The sequence below is a fragment of the Rhizobium deserti genome (assembly GCF_004358025.1).
GTDB classification, from domain to species: domain Bacteria; phylum Pseudomonadota; class Alphaproteobacteria; order Rhizobiales; family Rhizobiaceae; genus Neorhizobium; species Neorhizobium deserti.
This window is the reverse complement of sequence record NZ_SMTL01000004.1, coordinates 259238-275398: the sequence shown is the minus strand read 5'-3', so window position 1 is coordinate 275398 and position 16161 is coordinate 259238. Positions and strand designations below refer to the sequence as shown.

Below are 16161 nucleotides of genomic sequence, written 5' to 3'. Positions count from 1 at the left end.
CTCGCAAAAGAGGCGGAAATGCCGCGTAACTGCTCGTTAGATTTAGATTTGGGAAATATTCTTCCGTTAAAGTTGTTGAAGCGTGGACAGATGCCCGCGCCGTGGCATCGCCGGCACGCAACTCATGGCAACGGTCGCGCGGGCCACATCCGGTTCCGCCGCTGCCGCTCAGGCAACGGATAGTTGGGAAGATTTTAATGGTAGCGACGATCAATTCCAAAAGTTACGGTGGCGAGACGCTGGAAATCATCGCCTTCCGTCTTCACGACCAAGAATTCTGCGTCAAGACGACGACAATTCGCGAAATCCGCGGTTGGGCCCCATCCACTCCGCTTCCGCATGCGCCAGCTGACGTCATCGGCGTCATGAACCTGCGCGGCTCGGTGATCCCGATTATCGACCTTGCTTACAAGCTCGGCATGAAGAGCACCGTTGCCAATGAGCGCAGCGCCATCGTCGTCGCCGAGGTCCACAACATGGTGATTGGCATGCTCGTCGATCGCGTTTCCGACATTCTGACTATTCCAGCAAGCCAGGTCCAGCCGGTACCGGAAATTTCCGCCTCCTTCGACAAGTCCTTCTCCGAGGGAATTATCGCCAACGAGAACGGCATGATCTGCTTCCTGAACCTCGCCAAGATGTTCAAGGGCACAGAAGTCGAAGAACTCGCTGCTTAAAGAATAAGATCACTGCGTAAGATTGAGCCGCGCGGCTGGAACGCGCGGCTTTTTCTTTTCCAAATTTCCACCCGTGAATATTAGCATTTTAGATAAATCTGTCCTTAATTTTTGAATGTCCTAATGCATCCACCGGTAATGTATTTGCGGCGACACAGCTTCGACATTGCCAAGATATGGCCGAGGCAGGGGCCTCCATGCCACCAAAAGGAATTAACTATGCTGGGAATGGGCAGGGCCGCAGACGCAACGAACCTCGTCGAAGCGCTGTCGCGTTCGCAAGCGGTCATCGAGTTCGACCTGACGGGCATCATCCTGCACGCCAACGAGAACTTCTGCCGCGCCCTCGGCTACAGCCTTCAGGAAATCAAAGGCAAGCATCACCGGATATTCTGCGACAGCGACTATGTCGCTTCGGAGAGCTACCGGAACTTCTGGGCCAATCTTTCGGCCGGTAAATTCGATGCCGGCGAATACCGGCGGGTGACCAAGTCCGGCAAGGACATCTGGATCGAAGCGACCTACAACCCCCTCTTCCGCTCCGGGAAACCCTATAAGGTCGTCAAGATTGCCGCCGATATCACAGCCAAGAAGCTGGTCGCGTCCGAAGACGCCAGCAAGCTCGACGCCATTGGCCGTTCGCAAGCTGTGATTGAGTTTTCCCCGGATGGCCATATCCTGTTTGCCAACGAGAACTTCTGCAAAGGGCTTGGCTATGAGCTGCAGGAGATCAAGGGCAAGCATCACCGGATATTCTGCGACCGCGACTATGCTGCTTCGGCGGAATACAGCCAGTTCTGGAAGAAACTCGCCGGCGGCGAATTCATTGCGGATGAGTTCGTCCGCTACGGCAAAGGCGGAAAGGAAATCTGGATCCAAGCCGCTTATAACCCGATCAGGGACCTTTCCGGCCGCGTCACCAAGGTGGTCAAGTTCGCGACCGACGTTACGGCGCGAATGAGTGCTATCGCGATGCTGGGCAAAGGCCTGCGGGAACTGGCGGACGGCAAGCTATGCCAATCGCTCCAGACCCCGTTCGTGCCCAGCATGGAAACCACGCGTCACGACTTCAATGCCGTGGCCGTTAAACTGCGCGACGCCATGCAGGTCGTCGCCCATAATGCCTCCGGTATTGCGGCGGCGTCGAGCGAGGTCCGCGATGCGTCTCAGGAATTCGCCAAGCGTACGGAGCAGCAAGCCGCGTCGCTGGAAGAGGCTGCCGCTGCGCTGGAACAGGTCACCCGAACAGTGACTGATTCAAGCGGCCGGGCTGGAGAAGCAAACCGCCTGGTGCATGATACAAGGCAGAATGCGGAGCAGTCGGGTCTGGTCGTGCGCGATGCCATTGCCGCAATGGACCAGATTGCGGAATCCTCCGGCCAGATCACCAATATCATCGGTGTCATCGACGATATCGCCTTCCAGACCAACCTCCTGGCTCTCAATGCGGGCGTCGAGGCGGCACGGGCGGGAGAGGCGGGTAAGGGCTTCGCCGTCGTCGCCCAGGAAGTGCGCGAACTTGCTCAACGTTCAGCAACCGCGGCTAAGGAAATCAAGACGTTGATCAATACGTCGAGCCAACAGGTCGCGAGCGGCGTTGATCTCGTCGGCCGAACCGGTTCGTCGCTCCGGCAGATTCTGGAGCAGGTCGGAAGTATTCACGACAACATCAGCGCGATCGTAGAGGCCTCGAAGGAACAGGCCACCAGCCTTCGAGAGATCAGCCACGCGGTCAATCACATGGATCAGGCAACCCAGAAGAATGCCGCCATGGTCGAGGAAACCACGGCGGCCAGTTACTCGCTGGCAAGCGAGGCGGAAAGCCTGCGCGGCCTGCTGACGCAATTCGACGTCGGCACAGACCATCAGCAGCGCGCACGGCCCGCGGCGGCAAGGGCGCAGGTACCTGCCGTTTCGCCTCTGCGCATGGCTCACGCGAACCTCCAGGCAAAGGCGGTCGGCTGGAAGGAATTCTAGACCTGAGAAGCAAAGTCTGGCCGCAGCGGAAGTCCGCGGCCAGCTCTCCATCATGCTTCCGGTTCGAACGGCGCCGGGCGGCGCCCAGCCCCCTGCCTTTCCAGCATCCATCCCGGATATTCGGGTGGCAAAGCGCTCACCTCATCCAGCTTCGCCATGTCATCCGCATCCAGCTTCAGTTTTACCGCATTGAGGTTCTCGTCGAGCTGTTCCAGCCGCTTGGCACCGATGATCACGCTGGTGACGAAGGGCTTGCCCAAGATATAGCCGAGCGCCACTTCCGCAACGCTGGCGCCGTGCTTGGACGCGACCTCCCGCATCGCCGCGACGCAGGCCCAGGCCCGGTCCTTGTCGACCGGCGGGAAATCGAAGGTGGCACGACGACCTTCGCCATTGCCTGGCGCGCCTGGACCGTATTTCCCCGACAGCAGCCCGCCGGCCAAGGGAGACCAGACCATCAGGCCTAACTTCTCCTCCTGCATCAAAGGCACGATCTCGCGCTCCAGATCGCGGCCGGCGATCGAATAAAAGGCCTGCACCGTCTCGAAACGGGCATAGCCTTTGCGTGCGGATATTCCGAGCGCCTTTGCCATCCGCCAGGCCGCCCAATTGGATAGGCCGATATAGCGGACCAGGCCTCTCGAAACCAGGTCGTCCAGCGCCCGTAGCGTCTCGTCAATGGGCGTGATCGTATCGGTGCCATGAATCTGATAGAGGTCGATGTGATCCATCTGCAGCCGTTCCAGGCTCTGCTCGACGGAGTCCATGATATGGCCGCGCGAAGCACCGCGCTCGTTGGGCTTGCTTCCCATCTGGCCGAAAAATTTGGTGGCGATGATAACGTCCTGCCGAGGCACGTCGAGATTCTTGAGCGCCTGCCCGAGGATCCGTTCCGATTTTCCGAAGGAGTAGACATTGGCAGTATCGAAAAAATTGACGCCGGCTGCGATTGAACGGCTGACAATCGCGTCTGCTGCTGACTGATCGACGCCGGCAATCTCTCCCCATTGGGCAGACCCGCCGGCTTCACCGAATGTCATTGTACCGAGGCAAATTTCGGACACGAAAAGTCCGGTATTCCCGAGCTGGTTATAGCGCATGAAAAACTCCGTCCGTGGAGGTATGATGATGTGGAGCACCTGGAGAAACGTCCGCCGCCAAACTTGCGGCCGCACCGGAAGTTCATTTCGCTCCGGACCTTTATCTAGGCGGCACGCCGCCGGCGTCAACCGGAGTAACCTCCGCTTCTAGCGACAGAGCAAAAAGGAAGGCGGCTTTCGCCGCCTTCCTGATGAGTGCGTAAGGATGCGGCCTGTCAGCCGAACAGGACCAGACTGCTTCTGAGCGTGACCCAGACGCCCCACAGAAGAGGAATGCCGACAACGGCCCAAGCGAGCGCCGCCTTGGCATCGAATCCCCCTGTGCCGATGCCGAACGAACCTGTTGGTCCAGCATTTGCGGCCGCCGTCTTCGCCTGCAACGAAGCCACTTCGTCATCCGACATGAACCATCTGTCGGCAAGCGGCCGCACAAGCGCATTGCACACCAAGCCAGCCGCGAGCATGCAGGCGAGGATGTACATCGTGCCGGTATAAAGCGCCGGTCCCGGTGCAACACCGGCAGCGATCTGCGCCTCGCGAATGTAATTGACGACGACGGGCCCAACGATACCGGCAGTTGCCCAAGCCGTCAGCAATCGTCCATGGATGGCGCCGACAAACTGGGTCCCGAATATATCGGCGAGATAGGCTGGAATGGTGGCGAAACCACCGCCATACATGGATAGGATAATGCCGAATGCCAGGACGAACATGGCTTTGTTACCCATGTCCGCCAGCGTCGGGGCAAGTGCGTAGAGCACGATGCCGATGATGAAGAAGCAGTAATAGGTATTCTTGCGGCCGATCTTGTCGGACAGCGACGCCCAAAAGAAGCGGCCGCCGATGTTGAACAGCGAAAGCAGTCCGGTGAAACCGGCTGCGATGGCAGCAATCTGTCCCTTCTGCCCGGCATCCAGCTGCGAGAACGAGATGTCAGGCAATCCGATCAGCGATCCGGCGAAGATTTCCTGCAACATGGGGGAAGCCATGCCGATAACGCCGATGCCGGCCGAAACATTGAGTGTCAAGACAGCCCAGATCAGCCAGAACTGCGGCGTCTTGTGGGCATCGCGCAGATGAACATGTCGGCTGGTGATCATTGTCGACTTGGACGCCGGCGGCGTCCAGCCTTCCGGGCGCCAGCCGGCTGGCGGAATACGGTATCCGAAGGTGCCGCCCATCATGAAGCAGAAATAGATGACCGCCATGACGATGAACGTCTGCCAGACGCCAACCGAAGCCTCCGTCTTGAAGTAGTTCATCAGCAGGTTGGCGAGTGGTGCGCCAATCATCGCGCCGCCGCCGAAGCCCATGATGGCCATGCCGGTCGCCATACCGCGGCGGTCCGGAAACCATTTGATCAGAGTCGAGACGGGAGAAATATAGCCCAGGCCAAGGCCGACACCGCCGATGACCCCGGCGCCGACCCACATCAGCCATAGCTGGTGCGTCATGACGCCGATGGCTGCAACCAGGATGCCGCCGCACCAGCAGCAGGCGGAAACAAATGCGGCCTTGCGAGGTCCAACCCGCTCCAGCCAGCCGCCCCAAATGGCCGCAGAGCATCCAAGCAGGACGAAAAAGAGGGTGTAGATCCAGCCGAGGTCGGCGACGCGCCAGTTGCAGCTGGTGGTGAACAATGCGGTGACGAGATTGAGACTGGCGCAGGACGGATCCTGCGTGGTTCCCAAGGCGCGCGAAAGCGGCAGCCAGAAGACGCTGAAACCATAGGCCATACCGATGCAGAGGTGGATAGCCAAAGCAGCTGGCGGAACCAGCCAGCGGTTGAAGCCCGGTTGCGCGATGATCCGTTCTCGATCGAGTATCCCGACCCCGTTCAGATCCTGTCTCGTCGTACCCGCGAATGCCATATGGTGTCCTCCCTCTGGATGATGACTGATCCGTCTACTGATCCTCGGGGCCCTGTCCAGCCAGAGGAAGAATTCATGCTGTGCTTTCCGGGATGCTGGGCTCCGAAAGCGACTCGCCTGCAACAGGTCCCTTGCCACCGGGCGCTCCGTTTGCCGCGTCCTGGCCGACGCCGACACCCGAGGCGACGCTGGCTTCCGGCCGCCGGATCAATGTCGAAGCCTGGATCACCAAAGGCAGCAACCCCTCGCCGCCTTGGTCAAGATGCTCGAACAGATGCCGGCGCATGCGCGGCTCCCAGAACTTATTGATATGGGTGGCAACCCCTTCGGCGCGAATATCCTCCGGCTGCGACAGAAAGAAAGTCGCGATCTGGTTCGCCATGCGAATGAGTTTCCTGAGCACAAGATCGCCGTGATCCTCATCCCCATGTTCTATTTCGGTCCTGCGGCTTTCAAGCGACATCCGAGACAACTCCCACAAGGACGCGGTCGCTCCGCGCGAAAACTTCAAAATCTTCGCCGCGCGTCAGAGCGACCAAGGTCATTCCCGCTTCTTCAGCCGTGCGAATGGCAAGTGCGGTCGGAGCCGAAATAGCAACCAGCACCGCAGCGCCCAGGATGGCCGTCTTCTGCACCATCTCCACCGAAATACGGCTGGTGACCACGACAATACCGTCGGCGCCTCTGCCGTTCTGGCGAATGACGGCACCGGCAAGCTTATCAAGCGCATTGTGGCGCCCGACATCCTCCCGGACGGCGATCAGCCCTTGGCCCGGCACATAGAAACCGGCCCCATGCACCGCCCGGGTTTCCGCATGCAGCGGTTGGGCGCTATTCAGCCCAGCCATTGCCGCCGTGATATCTCTTGGGCTGAGCGGCATGGCAATTGTGCTCACATTCGGCACGATCCGCATGGCCTGATCTATCGATTCGATCCCGCAAAGACCGCAGCCGACCGGACCAGCCATATGGCGACGACGCGCGCGAAGCGCGTCTTCCTTGTCATCGGCAAGCGTAATCTGGACATCGAGGCCGCGCCCTTCATCGAGCACCAAAATTTCCTCGATCTCCGCGACCGAGCTGATGATGCCTTCCGTCAGGCTGAAGCCGATGGCGAAGTCCTCAAGATCGGCAGGCGTTCCCATCATGACCGCATGGGTAGAACCACCGTAGGAGAACGCGATCGGTACCTCTTCCGGCACCACCCGCGAACCGTTGCGGATCACGCCGTTGCGGCGCGCGATCTCTGGAACAGTGGCGGTGGTTTTCAACGACGACGACACTATTCCGCCGCCTCCAGCTTGCCAGCGATCCGCCGCGATTGACGCGACAGCTCACTGTAATCTTCCTGCCATTCCGTCGGACCGTTGGAAGGCGAGACCTGCACCGCAGTCACCTTGTATTCCGGGCAGTTGGTCGCCCAGTCGGAGAAGTCGGTGGTGATCACATTCGCTTGCGTGTCCGGGTGATGAAAGGTCGTATAAACGACGCCTGGTGCCACCCGATCGGTGATCAGCGCACGCAGCGACGTATCGCCGGAGCGGCTGGCAAGCTTGATCCAGTCGCCATCCTTGATGCCCCGCTGTTCGGCGTCGTGCGGGTGGATTTCCAGCCGGTCCTCCGCGTGCCAGGCGGCGTTTTCTGTGCGCCGCGTCTGCGCCCCGACATTATACTGGCTGAGGATTCGGCCGGTGGTCAAAAGCAGCGGGAAGCGCGGGCCTGTACGCTCATCCGTCGCCACATATTCCGTGCGGATGAACTTGCCCTTGCCGCGCACGAAACCGTCGACATGCATGATCGGCGAGCCGACCGGAAACTTCTCGTTGCAGGGCCATTGGACCGAACCCATCGTTTCCAGGTAATCGTAGGAAACACCAGCAAAACTCGGCGTGGAGGCAGCAATCTCATCCATGATCTGCGACGGATGGGCGTAGTTCCAGTTCAAGCCCATGGACTGCGCCAGCTTCTGCGTGACTTCCCAGTCGGCATAGCCGTTCTTCGGGCTCATCACCTCGCGGACGCGGTTGATGCGGCGCTCGGCATTGGTGAAGGTCCCATCCTTTTCGAGGAAGGTCGAGCCCGGCAGGAAGACATGGGCGTAATTGGCGGTCTCGTTGAGAAACAGGTCGTGCACTACGACGCATTCCATCGCCGCCAAGCCTGCCGAGACGTGCTTGGTATCCGGATCGGACTGAAGGATGTCTTCGCCCTGGATGTAGATGCCCTTGAACGTGCCTTCGACGGCAGCATCCAGCATATTGGGGATACGCAGGCCCGGCTCGTTGTTGAGCGTCACACCCCAAAGCTTCTCGAACGTGTCGCGGGTCGCATCGTCGGAGATATGACGATAGCCGGGCAGCTCGTGCGGGAAGGATCCCATGTCGCAGGAGCCCTGAACATTGTTCTGGCCGCGTAGCGGGTTCACACCGACGCCGGGACGACCGATATTGCCGGTTGCCATGGCGAGATTGGCGATTGCCATGACCGTTGTGGACCCCTGACTGTGCTCGGTGACGCCGAGGCCGTAATAGATTGCACCATTGCCGCCGGTCGCATAAAGCCGCGCTGCGCCGCGCACCAGTTCGGCCGGCACGCCGGTGAACTTTTCCGTCGTTTCCGGACTATGCTGCTCTTCGGCAACGAAGGCGGCCCAGTCTTCGAATTCCGACCAGTCACAGCGCTCGCGGATGAACTGCTCGGCAAACAGTCCTTCGGTCACGATGACATGTGCCAGTGCCGTCATGACCGCGACATTGGTGCCCGGCTGCAGGGGTAGGTGATAGGCCGCCTCCACATGCGGCGTCTTGACGAGGTCGATGCGGCGCGGATCGATGACGATCAGCTTGGCGCCCTCTTTACCTGGAGAACCGCGCAGCCGCTTCTTGAGCCGCGAGCCGAAGACCGGATGGCCGTCGGTCGGATTGGCGCCTATGACGATCACAACGTCCGACTGCTCGACGCTGTCGAAATTCTGAGTGCCGGCCGATGTGCCGAACGCCTGGCCGAGCCCGTAGCCGGTCGGCGAATGGCAGACGCGGGCGCAGGTATCGACATTGTTGTTGCCGAAGCCGGCGCGGATCAGCTTCTGGACGAGAAAGGTTTCTTCATTGGTGCAGCGCGAGGAGGTGATGCCGCCGATTGATTCACGGCCGTACTGGTATTGGATGCGCCTGAATTCCGATGCGACATGCGCAAATGCTTCTTCCCAGGTCACTTCCCGCCATAGATCGGAGATATTCTCGCGGATCATCGGGTTGAGGATGCGGTCCTTGTGGGTCGCATATCCGTAGGCAAAGCGGCCTTTGACGCAGGAATGGCCGCGGTTGGCCTGGCCATCCTTCCAGGGCACCATGCGGACCAGCTCTTCGCCGCGCATCTCCGCCTTGAAGGAGCAGCCGACGCCGCAATAGGCGCAGGTGGTGACCGCTGAATGTTCAGGCTGGCCGATGGCGATCACGGATTTTTCCGTCAGTGTTGCCGTCGGGCAGGCCTGCACGCAGGCGCCGCAGGAAACGCATTCGGAATCCAGAAAGTGCTCGTGCATGCCAGGCGACACGCGGCTTTCGAAACCGCGGCCCTCGATGGTCAGCGCAAATGTGCCCTGCACTTCTTCGCACGCGCGCACACAGCGGGAGCAGACGATGCATTTCGACGGGTCATAGGTGAAATAGGGATTAGACTCGTCCTTGGGCATCCATTTGGCGTTGATCGCGCCGTCGTTGCGGGCCTTGACGTGGTTGTCGCCCTCATAGCCGTACCGAACATCGCGGAGGCCCACTGCCCCGGCCATGTCCTGCAGTTCGCAGTCCCCGTTGGCGGCGCAGGTGAGACAGTCAAGCGGATGATCGGAGATGTAAAGCTCCATGACGCCGCGGCGGATGTCCTTCAGCCGGCCTGTCTGGGTGTGCACGACCATGCCCGGCATGACAGGGGTGGTGCAGGAGGCGGGCGTACCGTTGCGGCCTTCGATCTCCACCAGGCAGAGGCGGCAGGAGCCGAACGCATCGACCATATCGGTGGCGCAGAGTTTCGGCACCTGGATGCCGGCTTCCATCGAAGCCCGCATGATCGACGTGCCTTCCGGCACGGTGATGGTCCGACCGTCAATGGTGAGTGAAACCTGCGCTTGCGACCGGGAAGCGGGCGTGCCGTAATCTATTTCATGAACGAGGGACATGATGTTACTCCGCCGCTTCGATTAGGGGTACCGGAGCGAAATCCTCCGGAAAATGGTTCATCGCGCTCATGACCGGATAGGGCGTGAAGCCGCCCAGAGCGCAGAGCGAGCCGAATTTCATTGTGTTGCAGAGATCCGCCAGCAAAGCCTTGTTCTTCTCCGGCTCGATCCCGGCCATGATCTTGTCGGCCGTTTCCACACCGCGGGTCGAGCCGATGCGGCAGGGCGTGCACTTGCCGCAGCTTTCGATGGCGCAGAATTCCATAGCAAAACGCGCCTGCTTCAGCATGTCAGCTGAATCATCGAAGACCGTAATGCCGGCATGGCCGATCAGCCCGTCTTTCGCGGCGAAGGCTTCATAGTCAAACGGCGTGTCGAACAGGGGGCGCGGGAAGTAGGCACCGAGCGGGCCGCCCACCTGCACGGCTTTCACCGGCCGACCGGTTGCCGTACCGCCGCCGATCCGGTCGACGATCTCGCCGAGCGTCAGGCCGAACGCCGTTTCGAACAGGCCGCCGTGTTTGACATTGCCGGCGATCTGGATCGGTATTGTGCCGCGCGAACGGCCCATGCCGAAGTTTTTATAATATTCCGAGCCCTGATCCATGATGACGGGCACGGACGCCAGCGAGATGACGTTGTTGACGACTGTCGGCTGGCCGAGAAAGCCTTGCAAGGCCGGCAGCGGCGGTTTGGCGCGCACGATGCCACGCTTGCCCTCAAGCGAATTCAGGAGCGAGGTTTCTTCGCCGCAGACATAGGCGCCGGCACCCGAGCGGATGCCAAGGTCAAAACTGTGTTGCGAACCGAGAACCGACTGCCCCAGAACGCCAGCGGCCCGGGCGACCTCGACGGCCTGGCGCATCGTCGCGATCGCATGCGGGTATTCCGATCGAATGTAGACGTAGCCCTTCGTGGCGCCTGTCGCGATGCCGGCGATCGCCATGCCTTCGATCAGGACGAAGGGATCGCCTTCCATGATCATCCTGTCGGCGAATGTGGCGCTGTCGCCCTCGTCGGCATTGCAGACGATGTATTTCTGGCCGGCCGGCGCATCCATTACCGTCTTCCATTTGATGCCCGTCGGGAAGCCGGCACCACCCCGGCCTCGCAAGCCGCTATCGGTAACCTGCTTGACGATATCGGCGGAAGCCATGGCAATGGCCTTCTCAAGGCCGGCAAACCCGTGATGGGCGCGGTAGTCTTCGATCGACAGCGGGTCGATAATGCCGCAGCGGGCAAAGGTAAGGCGCGTTTGCTGACGAAGGAATTCGATCTCCTCCGTCAGCCCCAGACAGAGGGGATGATCGGCGCCGTCAAGCAAGCCATTATCGAACAGCCCGCCGACATCTCCGGCTTTGACCGGGCCATAGGCGATGCGGCCCTTGTCCGTCTCCACCTCAACCAGAGGCTCCAGCCAAAACATGCCGCGCGAGCCGTTGCGCACAACCTTAACATCGAGGCCGCGGGCGACGATCTCCTGGGTAATCGCCTTCGCCACCTTCTCGGCCCCGAGCGCGAGCGCTGCGGCATCGCGCGGCACGTAGATCGTCACCGTCATTGGCGTACCTCCGCCATGATTTCGGAAAGACAGTGTTCATCGACACGGCCATAGACTTCGCCATCCAGCATCGCGGCCGGCGCACAGGCGCAGAGCCCGAGACAGAATACAGGTTCCAAAGTCACCGCCCTGTCCAATGTCGTCTGGTGGAAATCGATCCCGAGCAATTGCCGGACCCGGTCCGCTAGGCGATCGCTTCCCATCGCCTGACATGCTTCGGCACGACAGAGCTTCAGCACATGCCGCCCGGCCGGATGATCGCGAAATTCGTGATAGAAGGTGACGACACCGTGAACTTCGGCGCGCGACAGGTTGAGCTCGCTGGCAATGAGAGGCTTGACCTCTTCCGGCACATAGCCGAACTCAGCCTGTATGGCATGCAGGATCGGCAGCATCGGACCTTCGAGATGCTTGAGATCCCTGATGATACCGAGCGTCCGCTCTGCCACGTCGCTGGCGGAAACGCGTATGTTCATGTCAACAAGCCTCCCGGCGGGATCCCGCGGCTTGCATGCTCCTCATCAAGCCGTCGCGATCGGATATCGGCGAACCCGTTATGTTCGCTCGCCAGAATGTCGCAATCTATGGTTCCAGCGTCAATAAAGCTGTCTGGTTACGCGATAGAAAAAAACTATTAAACCATGGCGCTTGGCGCTAGGCTGCGTGCCTCATGAAGGAGCGCAGATACCAAAGGTGTGAACGGTTCACGATGCGTTGCAACCAGCCCGACTACGTGGCTCGCTTCGGGTTCCACGAGCGGAATTGTTCGGATTTGCTTTGCGAATCCGAAGGAACGCGCCACATTGCGCGGCATGATGCTCGCCCATCGGCCGGTGCCGACATGCGACAGAAGCACAACCATGGAGTTTGATTCCAGCATAGGCTTGATGGTGACACCGGCTTCTGCCAGATGCTGGTTGATGATGCGGCGGTTCTGCATGTCCGGCGTCAATAGACAAAGCCTAAGATCGGCCATCTCCTTCCAGGTCACGTTTTCCCGCTCCGCGAGCAGCGTCCCGGTGGCCGTGACGAGATTGTAGCGTTCCGCATAAAGCGGAACGCTGGTGACGCGGCCCAACGGCTCATTGTCGAGATAGGTCAGGCCGGCATCGATCTCAAAATTGTCGAGCTGGCTCAGGACCTGCAGGGAATTTCGCGAAACGACGGAGAAGGTGACTTCCGGATGCTTTTCCTGGAAAGGCTCCGTCAGGCGCGGCACCATGGCCAATGCCGTCGGTATTACCGCTAGCCTGATATGCCCGACTAGGCCCTTGCGCGCCGCGCGCATCTCTTCCCGCATGGTGCGGGCATCGCCGACGATCCGCCGCGCCCATTCAAGCACACGCTGGCCTTCCGGCGTCAGGCCCTGGTACCGGGAGCCCCGGACAACCAGCTGAACGCCGAGCGTTTCTTCAAGCTGGCGGATCGCCGCCGAAAGCGAGGGCTGCGAAATACCGGATTCCTCGGCAGCCCGTCCGAAATGTCCTTCGCGCGCCAAGGCGATGAAGAATTCCAGCTTGTCGATCATCGGAGCCCGACCGCGGCGATATCAGCGGACTGCCCAGTATAGGCGAGGCCCCGATCCTCCAACAACCGCCAGCCTGCCTCCACGACATCATAGGCCCGGTCCTCGATAACTTCGAAACCGGTGATCAGCAGCGCCTTGCGGCATTCGTTGCCGAGACCGACTATAGCTTCCCGCACCGCTGCACGCATCGGCTCGAGCTCCACGGCAGGTCTTGCGGTAATCAGAGGCAGGCCGGGCGTCGGCGACGTACAGCCGACGACCGTCACAGCCGCCGTTTCCGGCATGTGCCGCAAAGCAAGCTTGAACGAAACGACGTCGATCGCCGCAAGCTCCGCCCGACCTTCCGCAACCGCCTTGATGGATGCCCGATGAGATCCGGTCTGGCAGATGTCGAGCGCACCACGGGGACTGCCATTCGGGCGCAGCAATGCCAGTTGCAATGCCGCGAAGCCGGACTGGGAATCCGTGCCGTTGACGGCAATCCGGCCGAAAAACCGCTCCAGTCCATCAAACGCATGTCCTGCTGGCGTTATGAGGACGCTGTAATAAAACCCCGGCGCACAGCCGATATCGTAGGAAGGTGTTCCGACCAGACGAACGCGGCTACGAAGCGACGTTGCATAGGGCAGCCCGCAGGTCTGGGCGAGAACTAGGTCGAAACTTTGCCACAACGACATGAGATCGCCTGGTTGACAGAGTTTCGGCGGCGCCTCGATTCCGTGCTTGGCAAAGCTGACTTGTAGCGTTGCCCACAAAGCCTCGCTTGCCCATCTTACTTCGGGCCAGTCGTACATAGGCAATGCGGCCTGCATATATAGTCTCCCCTTGGCCATGACCCGCGCTGAACGCGCTGTCGCCGCTATTCCTTCCTCTTGAACAAGCGATTGGCAAGCGTCAGAGCACCGGATGCCGACGGAGCAGCTAAAATAAACTGATGAACACGCGCACGATCGTGCCAGCAAGGCCCCAATATCATTGTAACTCTTGCCAAACAGGCTGCACTGGCCAACATGAAGAATAACTTGTTCTGCTTCGGCCAAGGAACGGTATTGCGAGAAATCGATCCACTTTATTTTCTGAAAGGCGGCGGAGAAGTCGGCAAGCTCATCCGCAGTTTCGATTGGACCGCCACGCCCTTGGGACCAGTTCAAGGCTGGCCGGTCGCGTTGAAGACGACCGTTTCCACAATCCTCGCATCCCGTTTCCCGGCAGCCATTGTATGGGGTCCGGAACTGACGACCATCTACAATGATGCCTTCAAGCCGATTCTCGGCAAGAAGCCGGAGGCCATGGGGCAGCCGTTTTCCGAGGTCTGGAAGGAAGCCTGGGCGTCGGTGAGCGAGATTGCGGATAGGGCCTACGCAGGCGAAGCGACGTTCATCGAAGATTTTCCGCTCGAGATCGATCGGTTTGGGTATCTAGAACAGGCCTACTTCACCTTCTGCTATAGCCCGCTTCACGATGATCAGGGCCGGATTGCCGGATTGCTCGATACTGTCATCGAGACCACATCCAAGGTTCAGGCAGAGCAGCAGTCGCGCCTCCTGAACAGCGAACTGCAGCACCGCATCAAGAACACGCTGGCCATGGTGACGTCGATTGCCAACCAGACCCTGCGCCATGCTGTGTCTGCAGCCGACGCCAGGGAGGTTCTGCTTCAGCGTCTCACGGCACTCGCCAACACGCATGACATCCTGACCGGCAAGAGCCGCTTTGACGCCGATATCAGCGATGTCATTGCCGGCGCCCTGTCACCCCACGACGCAGGCCAAGAGCGGTTCGTCATCAGCGGGCCACCGATGCGGTTGTCCGAACGCCAAGCCCTGTCGCTTGCGCTTGCCGTGAACGAGCTGGTGACAAACTCCATCAAGTACGGCGCCCTAAAAGACGCGGCTGGACATGTTCGGATATCCTGGGACCTTGTTGATGGTGATGATGGTCGGAAGTTTCACTTCGGCTGGAGCGAAACCGGTGGCCCGACGGTTTCGCTGCCGTCGCGAAAGGGCTTTGGCTCTCTCCTGATCGCGCGGGTCGTTCCTAGCGACTTCGGTGGCCAAGCTGTGTTGACCTTCGATCCCTCCGGCCTGCGGTACGAGATCGTGACCGACGTAAGCCGGATTACCCATTCGTCTTCCGCCTCGTGATCAATCGATCCGCGTCGCCTTTAGCCGGTCTTCATCTAATTGAATACCGAGCCCTGGCGCGTCATTGAGGTTCAGCCACCCGTCGGCGTGCTTCAGTGGCGCTGCCAGGATGAAATCGCGTCTTGCCTCACTCCATTCCGGTTTGTCGTAAGGATATTCGAGGAAGGGAGCGTCGCCGGCGCCCGCCGTCAGATGCGCGTTGGCCAGCATGCCAATACCATTGGTCCAGCTATGCGGCGTGAACATTAAGCCTGCCTCGCGCGCGTGATAAACAAGCCGCCGGCAACCAGTAATGCCGCCGACCAGGGCCACATCCGGCTGGATCACGTCGAAGGCGCGCTCTTCGATAATGCCGCGGAAGTCGGAAAGCTCGCGGGTCATCTCGCCGCCGGCGATGCGGACAGACGTCGCCTCCTTCAGCGACTTCATGCCCTTGAGGTCGGAGCGGTGCAGCGGCTCCTCCATCCAGTAAATACTCAGCCGCTCGAGCTCCTTCGCCACCGCCACTGCATCCTTGAATGTCCAGGCTAGCGTCGTATCCCATGGCATGCGCCAGCCTTGGTTACAATCGACCATCAGCTCTAGCCGGTCGCTGATCCGGGCGCGAATTGCCTCCAGCGCCTTGATATCGTCGCGCCAAGTCGACCGCCCGCCGGCAGACGACGAGAAGCGCACCTTCATCGCGGGGAAGCCTTCCTCCACATAGCGCTCCGCTTGCTCTGCCATCGCAGAAGGCTCGCGCAGAACGCCCGACGATGCGTAGAGCCGCACGCGGTCGGCCCGGCCCCCGAGCATGCGCCAGACGGGCTCCCTGGTCACCTTGCCGGCAAGGTCCCACAACGCCAGGTCCATTGGCCAGCAGCGGCCGTAATGGAAATTGATATGCGAGAGCACTTCGTAATGCCGTTCGAGATGACGTGGATCGTGACCGATGAAAAGTTCCTCGTGGCCTTCGAACCCTTTCATCAGGTCGCCGGAGCCGATGCCTTCGCGACCGTCCTCGTCTCGGACCCGAACGATGGTTGCATCGAAATAGTGTCGCGGCCTGCCATCCCAGCTCGCCTTGAACGGCGGATCGAGCGGTAGACGATGGTGCGAGATTTCGATGGATGCGATGCGGCTCATG

General features: G+C 60.3%; 13 protein-coding genes. 3 read left to right on the top strand and 10 right to left on the bottom strand.

Features of this window, described 5'->3' with window-relative positions:
- Window positions 1–197: 197 nt before the first annotated feature.
- Together E2F50_RS16970 and E2F50_RS16965 are read left to right on the top strand one after the other, a co-directional pair.
- Entirely contained in the window at window positions 198–677 is a 480-nt protein-coding gene (locus tag E2F50_RS16970; RefSeq protein ID WP_133317366.1) for a chemotaxis protein CheW, read from the top strand.
- A 219-nt stretch (window positions 678–896) separates the two neighbouring features.
- Window positions 897–2654, top strand: coding sequence for a methyl-accepting chemotaxis protein (locus E2F50_RS16965; protein ID WP_133317365.1), 1758 nt, complete (start codon window positions 897–899; stop codon window positions 2652–2654).
- Window positions 2655–2704: 50 nt separating this feature from the next.
- Here E2F50_RS16965 and E2F50_RS16960 read toward each other — a convergent pair whose 3' ends face one another.
- The 9 genes from E2F50_RS16960 to E2F50_RS16920 form a co-directional block, all read right to left on the bottom strand.
- Entirely contained in the window at window positions 2705–3754 is a 1050-nt protein-coding gene (locus tag E2F50_RS16960) for an aldo/keto reductase (protein ID WP_133317364.1), read from the bottom strand.
- Window positions 3755–3969: 215 nt separating this feature from the next.
- Entirely contained in the window at window positions 3970–5625 is a 1656-nt protein-coding gene (locus tag E2F50_RS16955; protein ID WP_133317363.1) for an OFA family MFS transporter, read from the bottom strand.
- Window positions 5626–5698: 73 nt separating this feature from the next.
- Complete coding sequence (locus E2F50_RS16950) at window positions 5699–6007, bottom strand: formate dehydrogenase subunit delta (RefSeq protein ID WP_245515443.1); 309 nt, start codon at window positions 6005–6007, stop codon at window positions 5699–5701.
- Window positions 6008–6077: 70 nt separating this feature from the next.
- Window positions 6078–6908 carry a formate dehydrogenase accessory sulfurtransferase FdhD gene (gene fdhD / locus E2F50_RS16945; RefSeq protein ID WP_245515442.1) on the bottom strand — a complete coding sequence of 277 codons (831 nt, stop codon included), beginning with the start codon at window positions 6906–6908 and terminating at the stop codon, window positions 6078–6080.
- Window positions 6908–9802: a formate dehydrogenase subunit alpha gene (fdhF, locus tag E2F50_RS16940; protein ID WP_133317361.1), complete on the bottom strand. Its 2895-nt coding sequence runs from the start codon at window positions 9800–9802 to the stop codon at window positions 6908–6910. The genes fdhD and fdhF overlap by 1 nt, the downstream gene beginning before the upstream one ends.
- Window positions 9803–9806: 4 nt before the next feature.
- The gene (locus E2F50_RS16935; RefSeq protein ID WP_133317360.1) at window positions 9807–11363 is read right to left on the bottom strand and encodes a formate dehydrogenase beta subunit; all 1557 of its coding nucleotides are present in this window, start codon (window positions 11361–11363) and stop codon (window positions 9807–9809) included.
- Window positions 11360–11839: a formate dehydrogenase subunit gamma gene (locus E2F50_RS16930; RefSeq protein WP_133317359.1), complete on the bottom strand. Its 480-nt coding sequence runs from the start codon at window positions 11837–11839 to the stop codon at window positions 11360–11362. Before E2F50_RS16930 ends, E2F50_RS16935 begins: the two co-directional genes overlap by 4 nt.
- Window positions 11840–11997: 158 nt before the next feature.
- Window positions 11998–12891 (bottom strand): LysR family transcriptional regulator, encoded by an 894-nt coding sequence (locus E2F50_RS16925; RefSeq protein WP_133317358.1) that lies wholly within the window; start codon window positions 12889–12891, stop codon window positions 11998–12000.
- On the bottom strand, window positions 12888–13568 hold the full coding sequence (locus tag E2F50_RS16920) for a phosphate/phosphite/phosphonate ABC transporter substrate-binding protein (protein WP_161974189.1): 681 nt from the start codon (window positions 13566–13568) through the stop codon (window positions 12888–12890). Before E2F50_RS16920 ends, E2F50_RS16925 begins: the two co-directional genes overlap by 4 nt.
- 333 nt (window positions 13569–13901) lie before the next feature.
- On the opposite strand from E2F50_RS16920, the gene E2F50_RS16915 reads away from it, so the two are divergent.
- Entirely contained in the window at window positions 13902–15035 is a 1134-nt protein-coding gene (locus E2F50_RS16915) for a sensor histidine kinase (RefSeq protein ID WP_133317356.1), read from the top strand.
- Here E2F50_RS16915 and E2F50_RS16910 read toward each other — a convergent pair whose 3' ends face one another.
- The gene (locus E2F50_RS16910; protein WP_133317355.1) at window positions 15036–16160 is read right to left on the bottom strand and encodes a mandelate racemase/muconate lactonizing enzyme family protein; all 1125 of its coding nucleotides are present in this window, start codon (window positions 16158–16160) and stop codon (window positions 15036–15038) included. It abuts the gene before it with no gap.
- Window position 16161: the final 1 nt, after the last annotated feature.

Bases quoted from the DNA above. Each gene is read 5' to 3' on its own strand.
- E2F50_RS16920 (WP_161974189.1), bottom strand. From the start codon at position 13,568: ATGTCGTTGTGGCAAAGTTTCGACCTAGTTCTCGCCCAGACCTGCGGG.
- E2F50_RS16950 (WP_245515443.1), bottom strand. From the start codon at position 6,007: ATGGCGAACCAGATCGCGACTTTCTTTCTGTCGCAGCCGGAGGATATT.
- E2F50_RS16955 (WP_133317363.1), bottom strand. From the start codon at position 5,625: ATGGCATTCGCGGGTACGACGAGACAGGATCTGAACGGGGTCGGGATA.
- E2F50_RS16930 (WP_133317359.1), bottom strand. From the start codon at position 11,839: ATGAACATACGCGTTTCCGCCAGCGACGTGGCAGAGCGGACGCTCGGT.
- fdhF (WP_133317361.1), bottom strand. From the start codon at position 9,802: ATGTCCCTCGTTCATGAAATAGATTACGGCACGCCCGCTTCCCGGTCG.
- E2F50_RS16965 (WP_133317365.1), top strand. From the start codon at position 897: ATGCTGGGAATGGGCAGGGCCGCAGACGCAACGAACCTCGTCGAAGCG.
- E2F50_RS16915 (WP_133317356.1), top strand. From the start codon at position 13,902: ATGAAGAATAACTTGTTCTGCTTCGGCCAAGGAACGGTATTGCGAGAA.
- E2F50_RS16960 (WP_133317364.1), bottom strand. From the start codon at position 3,754: ATGCGCTATAACCAGCTCGGGAATACCGGACTTTTCGTGTCCGAAATT.
- E2F50_RS16935 (WP_133317360.1), bottom strand. From the start codon at position 11,363: ATGACGGTGACGATCTACGTGCCGCGCGATGCCGCAGCGCTCGCGCTC.
- E2F50_RS16925 (WP_133317358.1), bottom strand. From the start codon at position 12,891: ATGATCGACAAGCTGGAATTCTTCATCGCCTTGGCGCGCGAAGGACAT.
- E2F50_RS16970 (WP_133317366.1), top strand. From the start codon at position 198: ATGGTAGCGACGATCAATTCCAAAAGTTACGGTGGCGAGACGCTGGAA.
- E2F50_RS16910 (WP_133317355.1), bottom strand. From the start codon at position 16,160: ATGAGCCGCATCGCATCCATCGAAATCTCGCACCATCGTCTACCGCTC.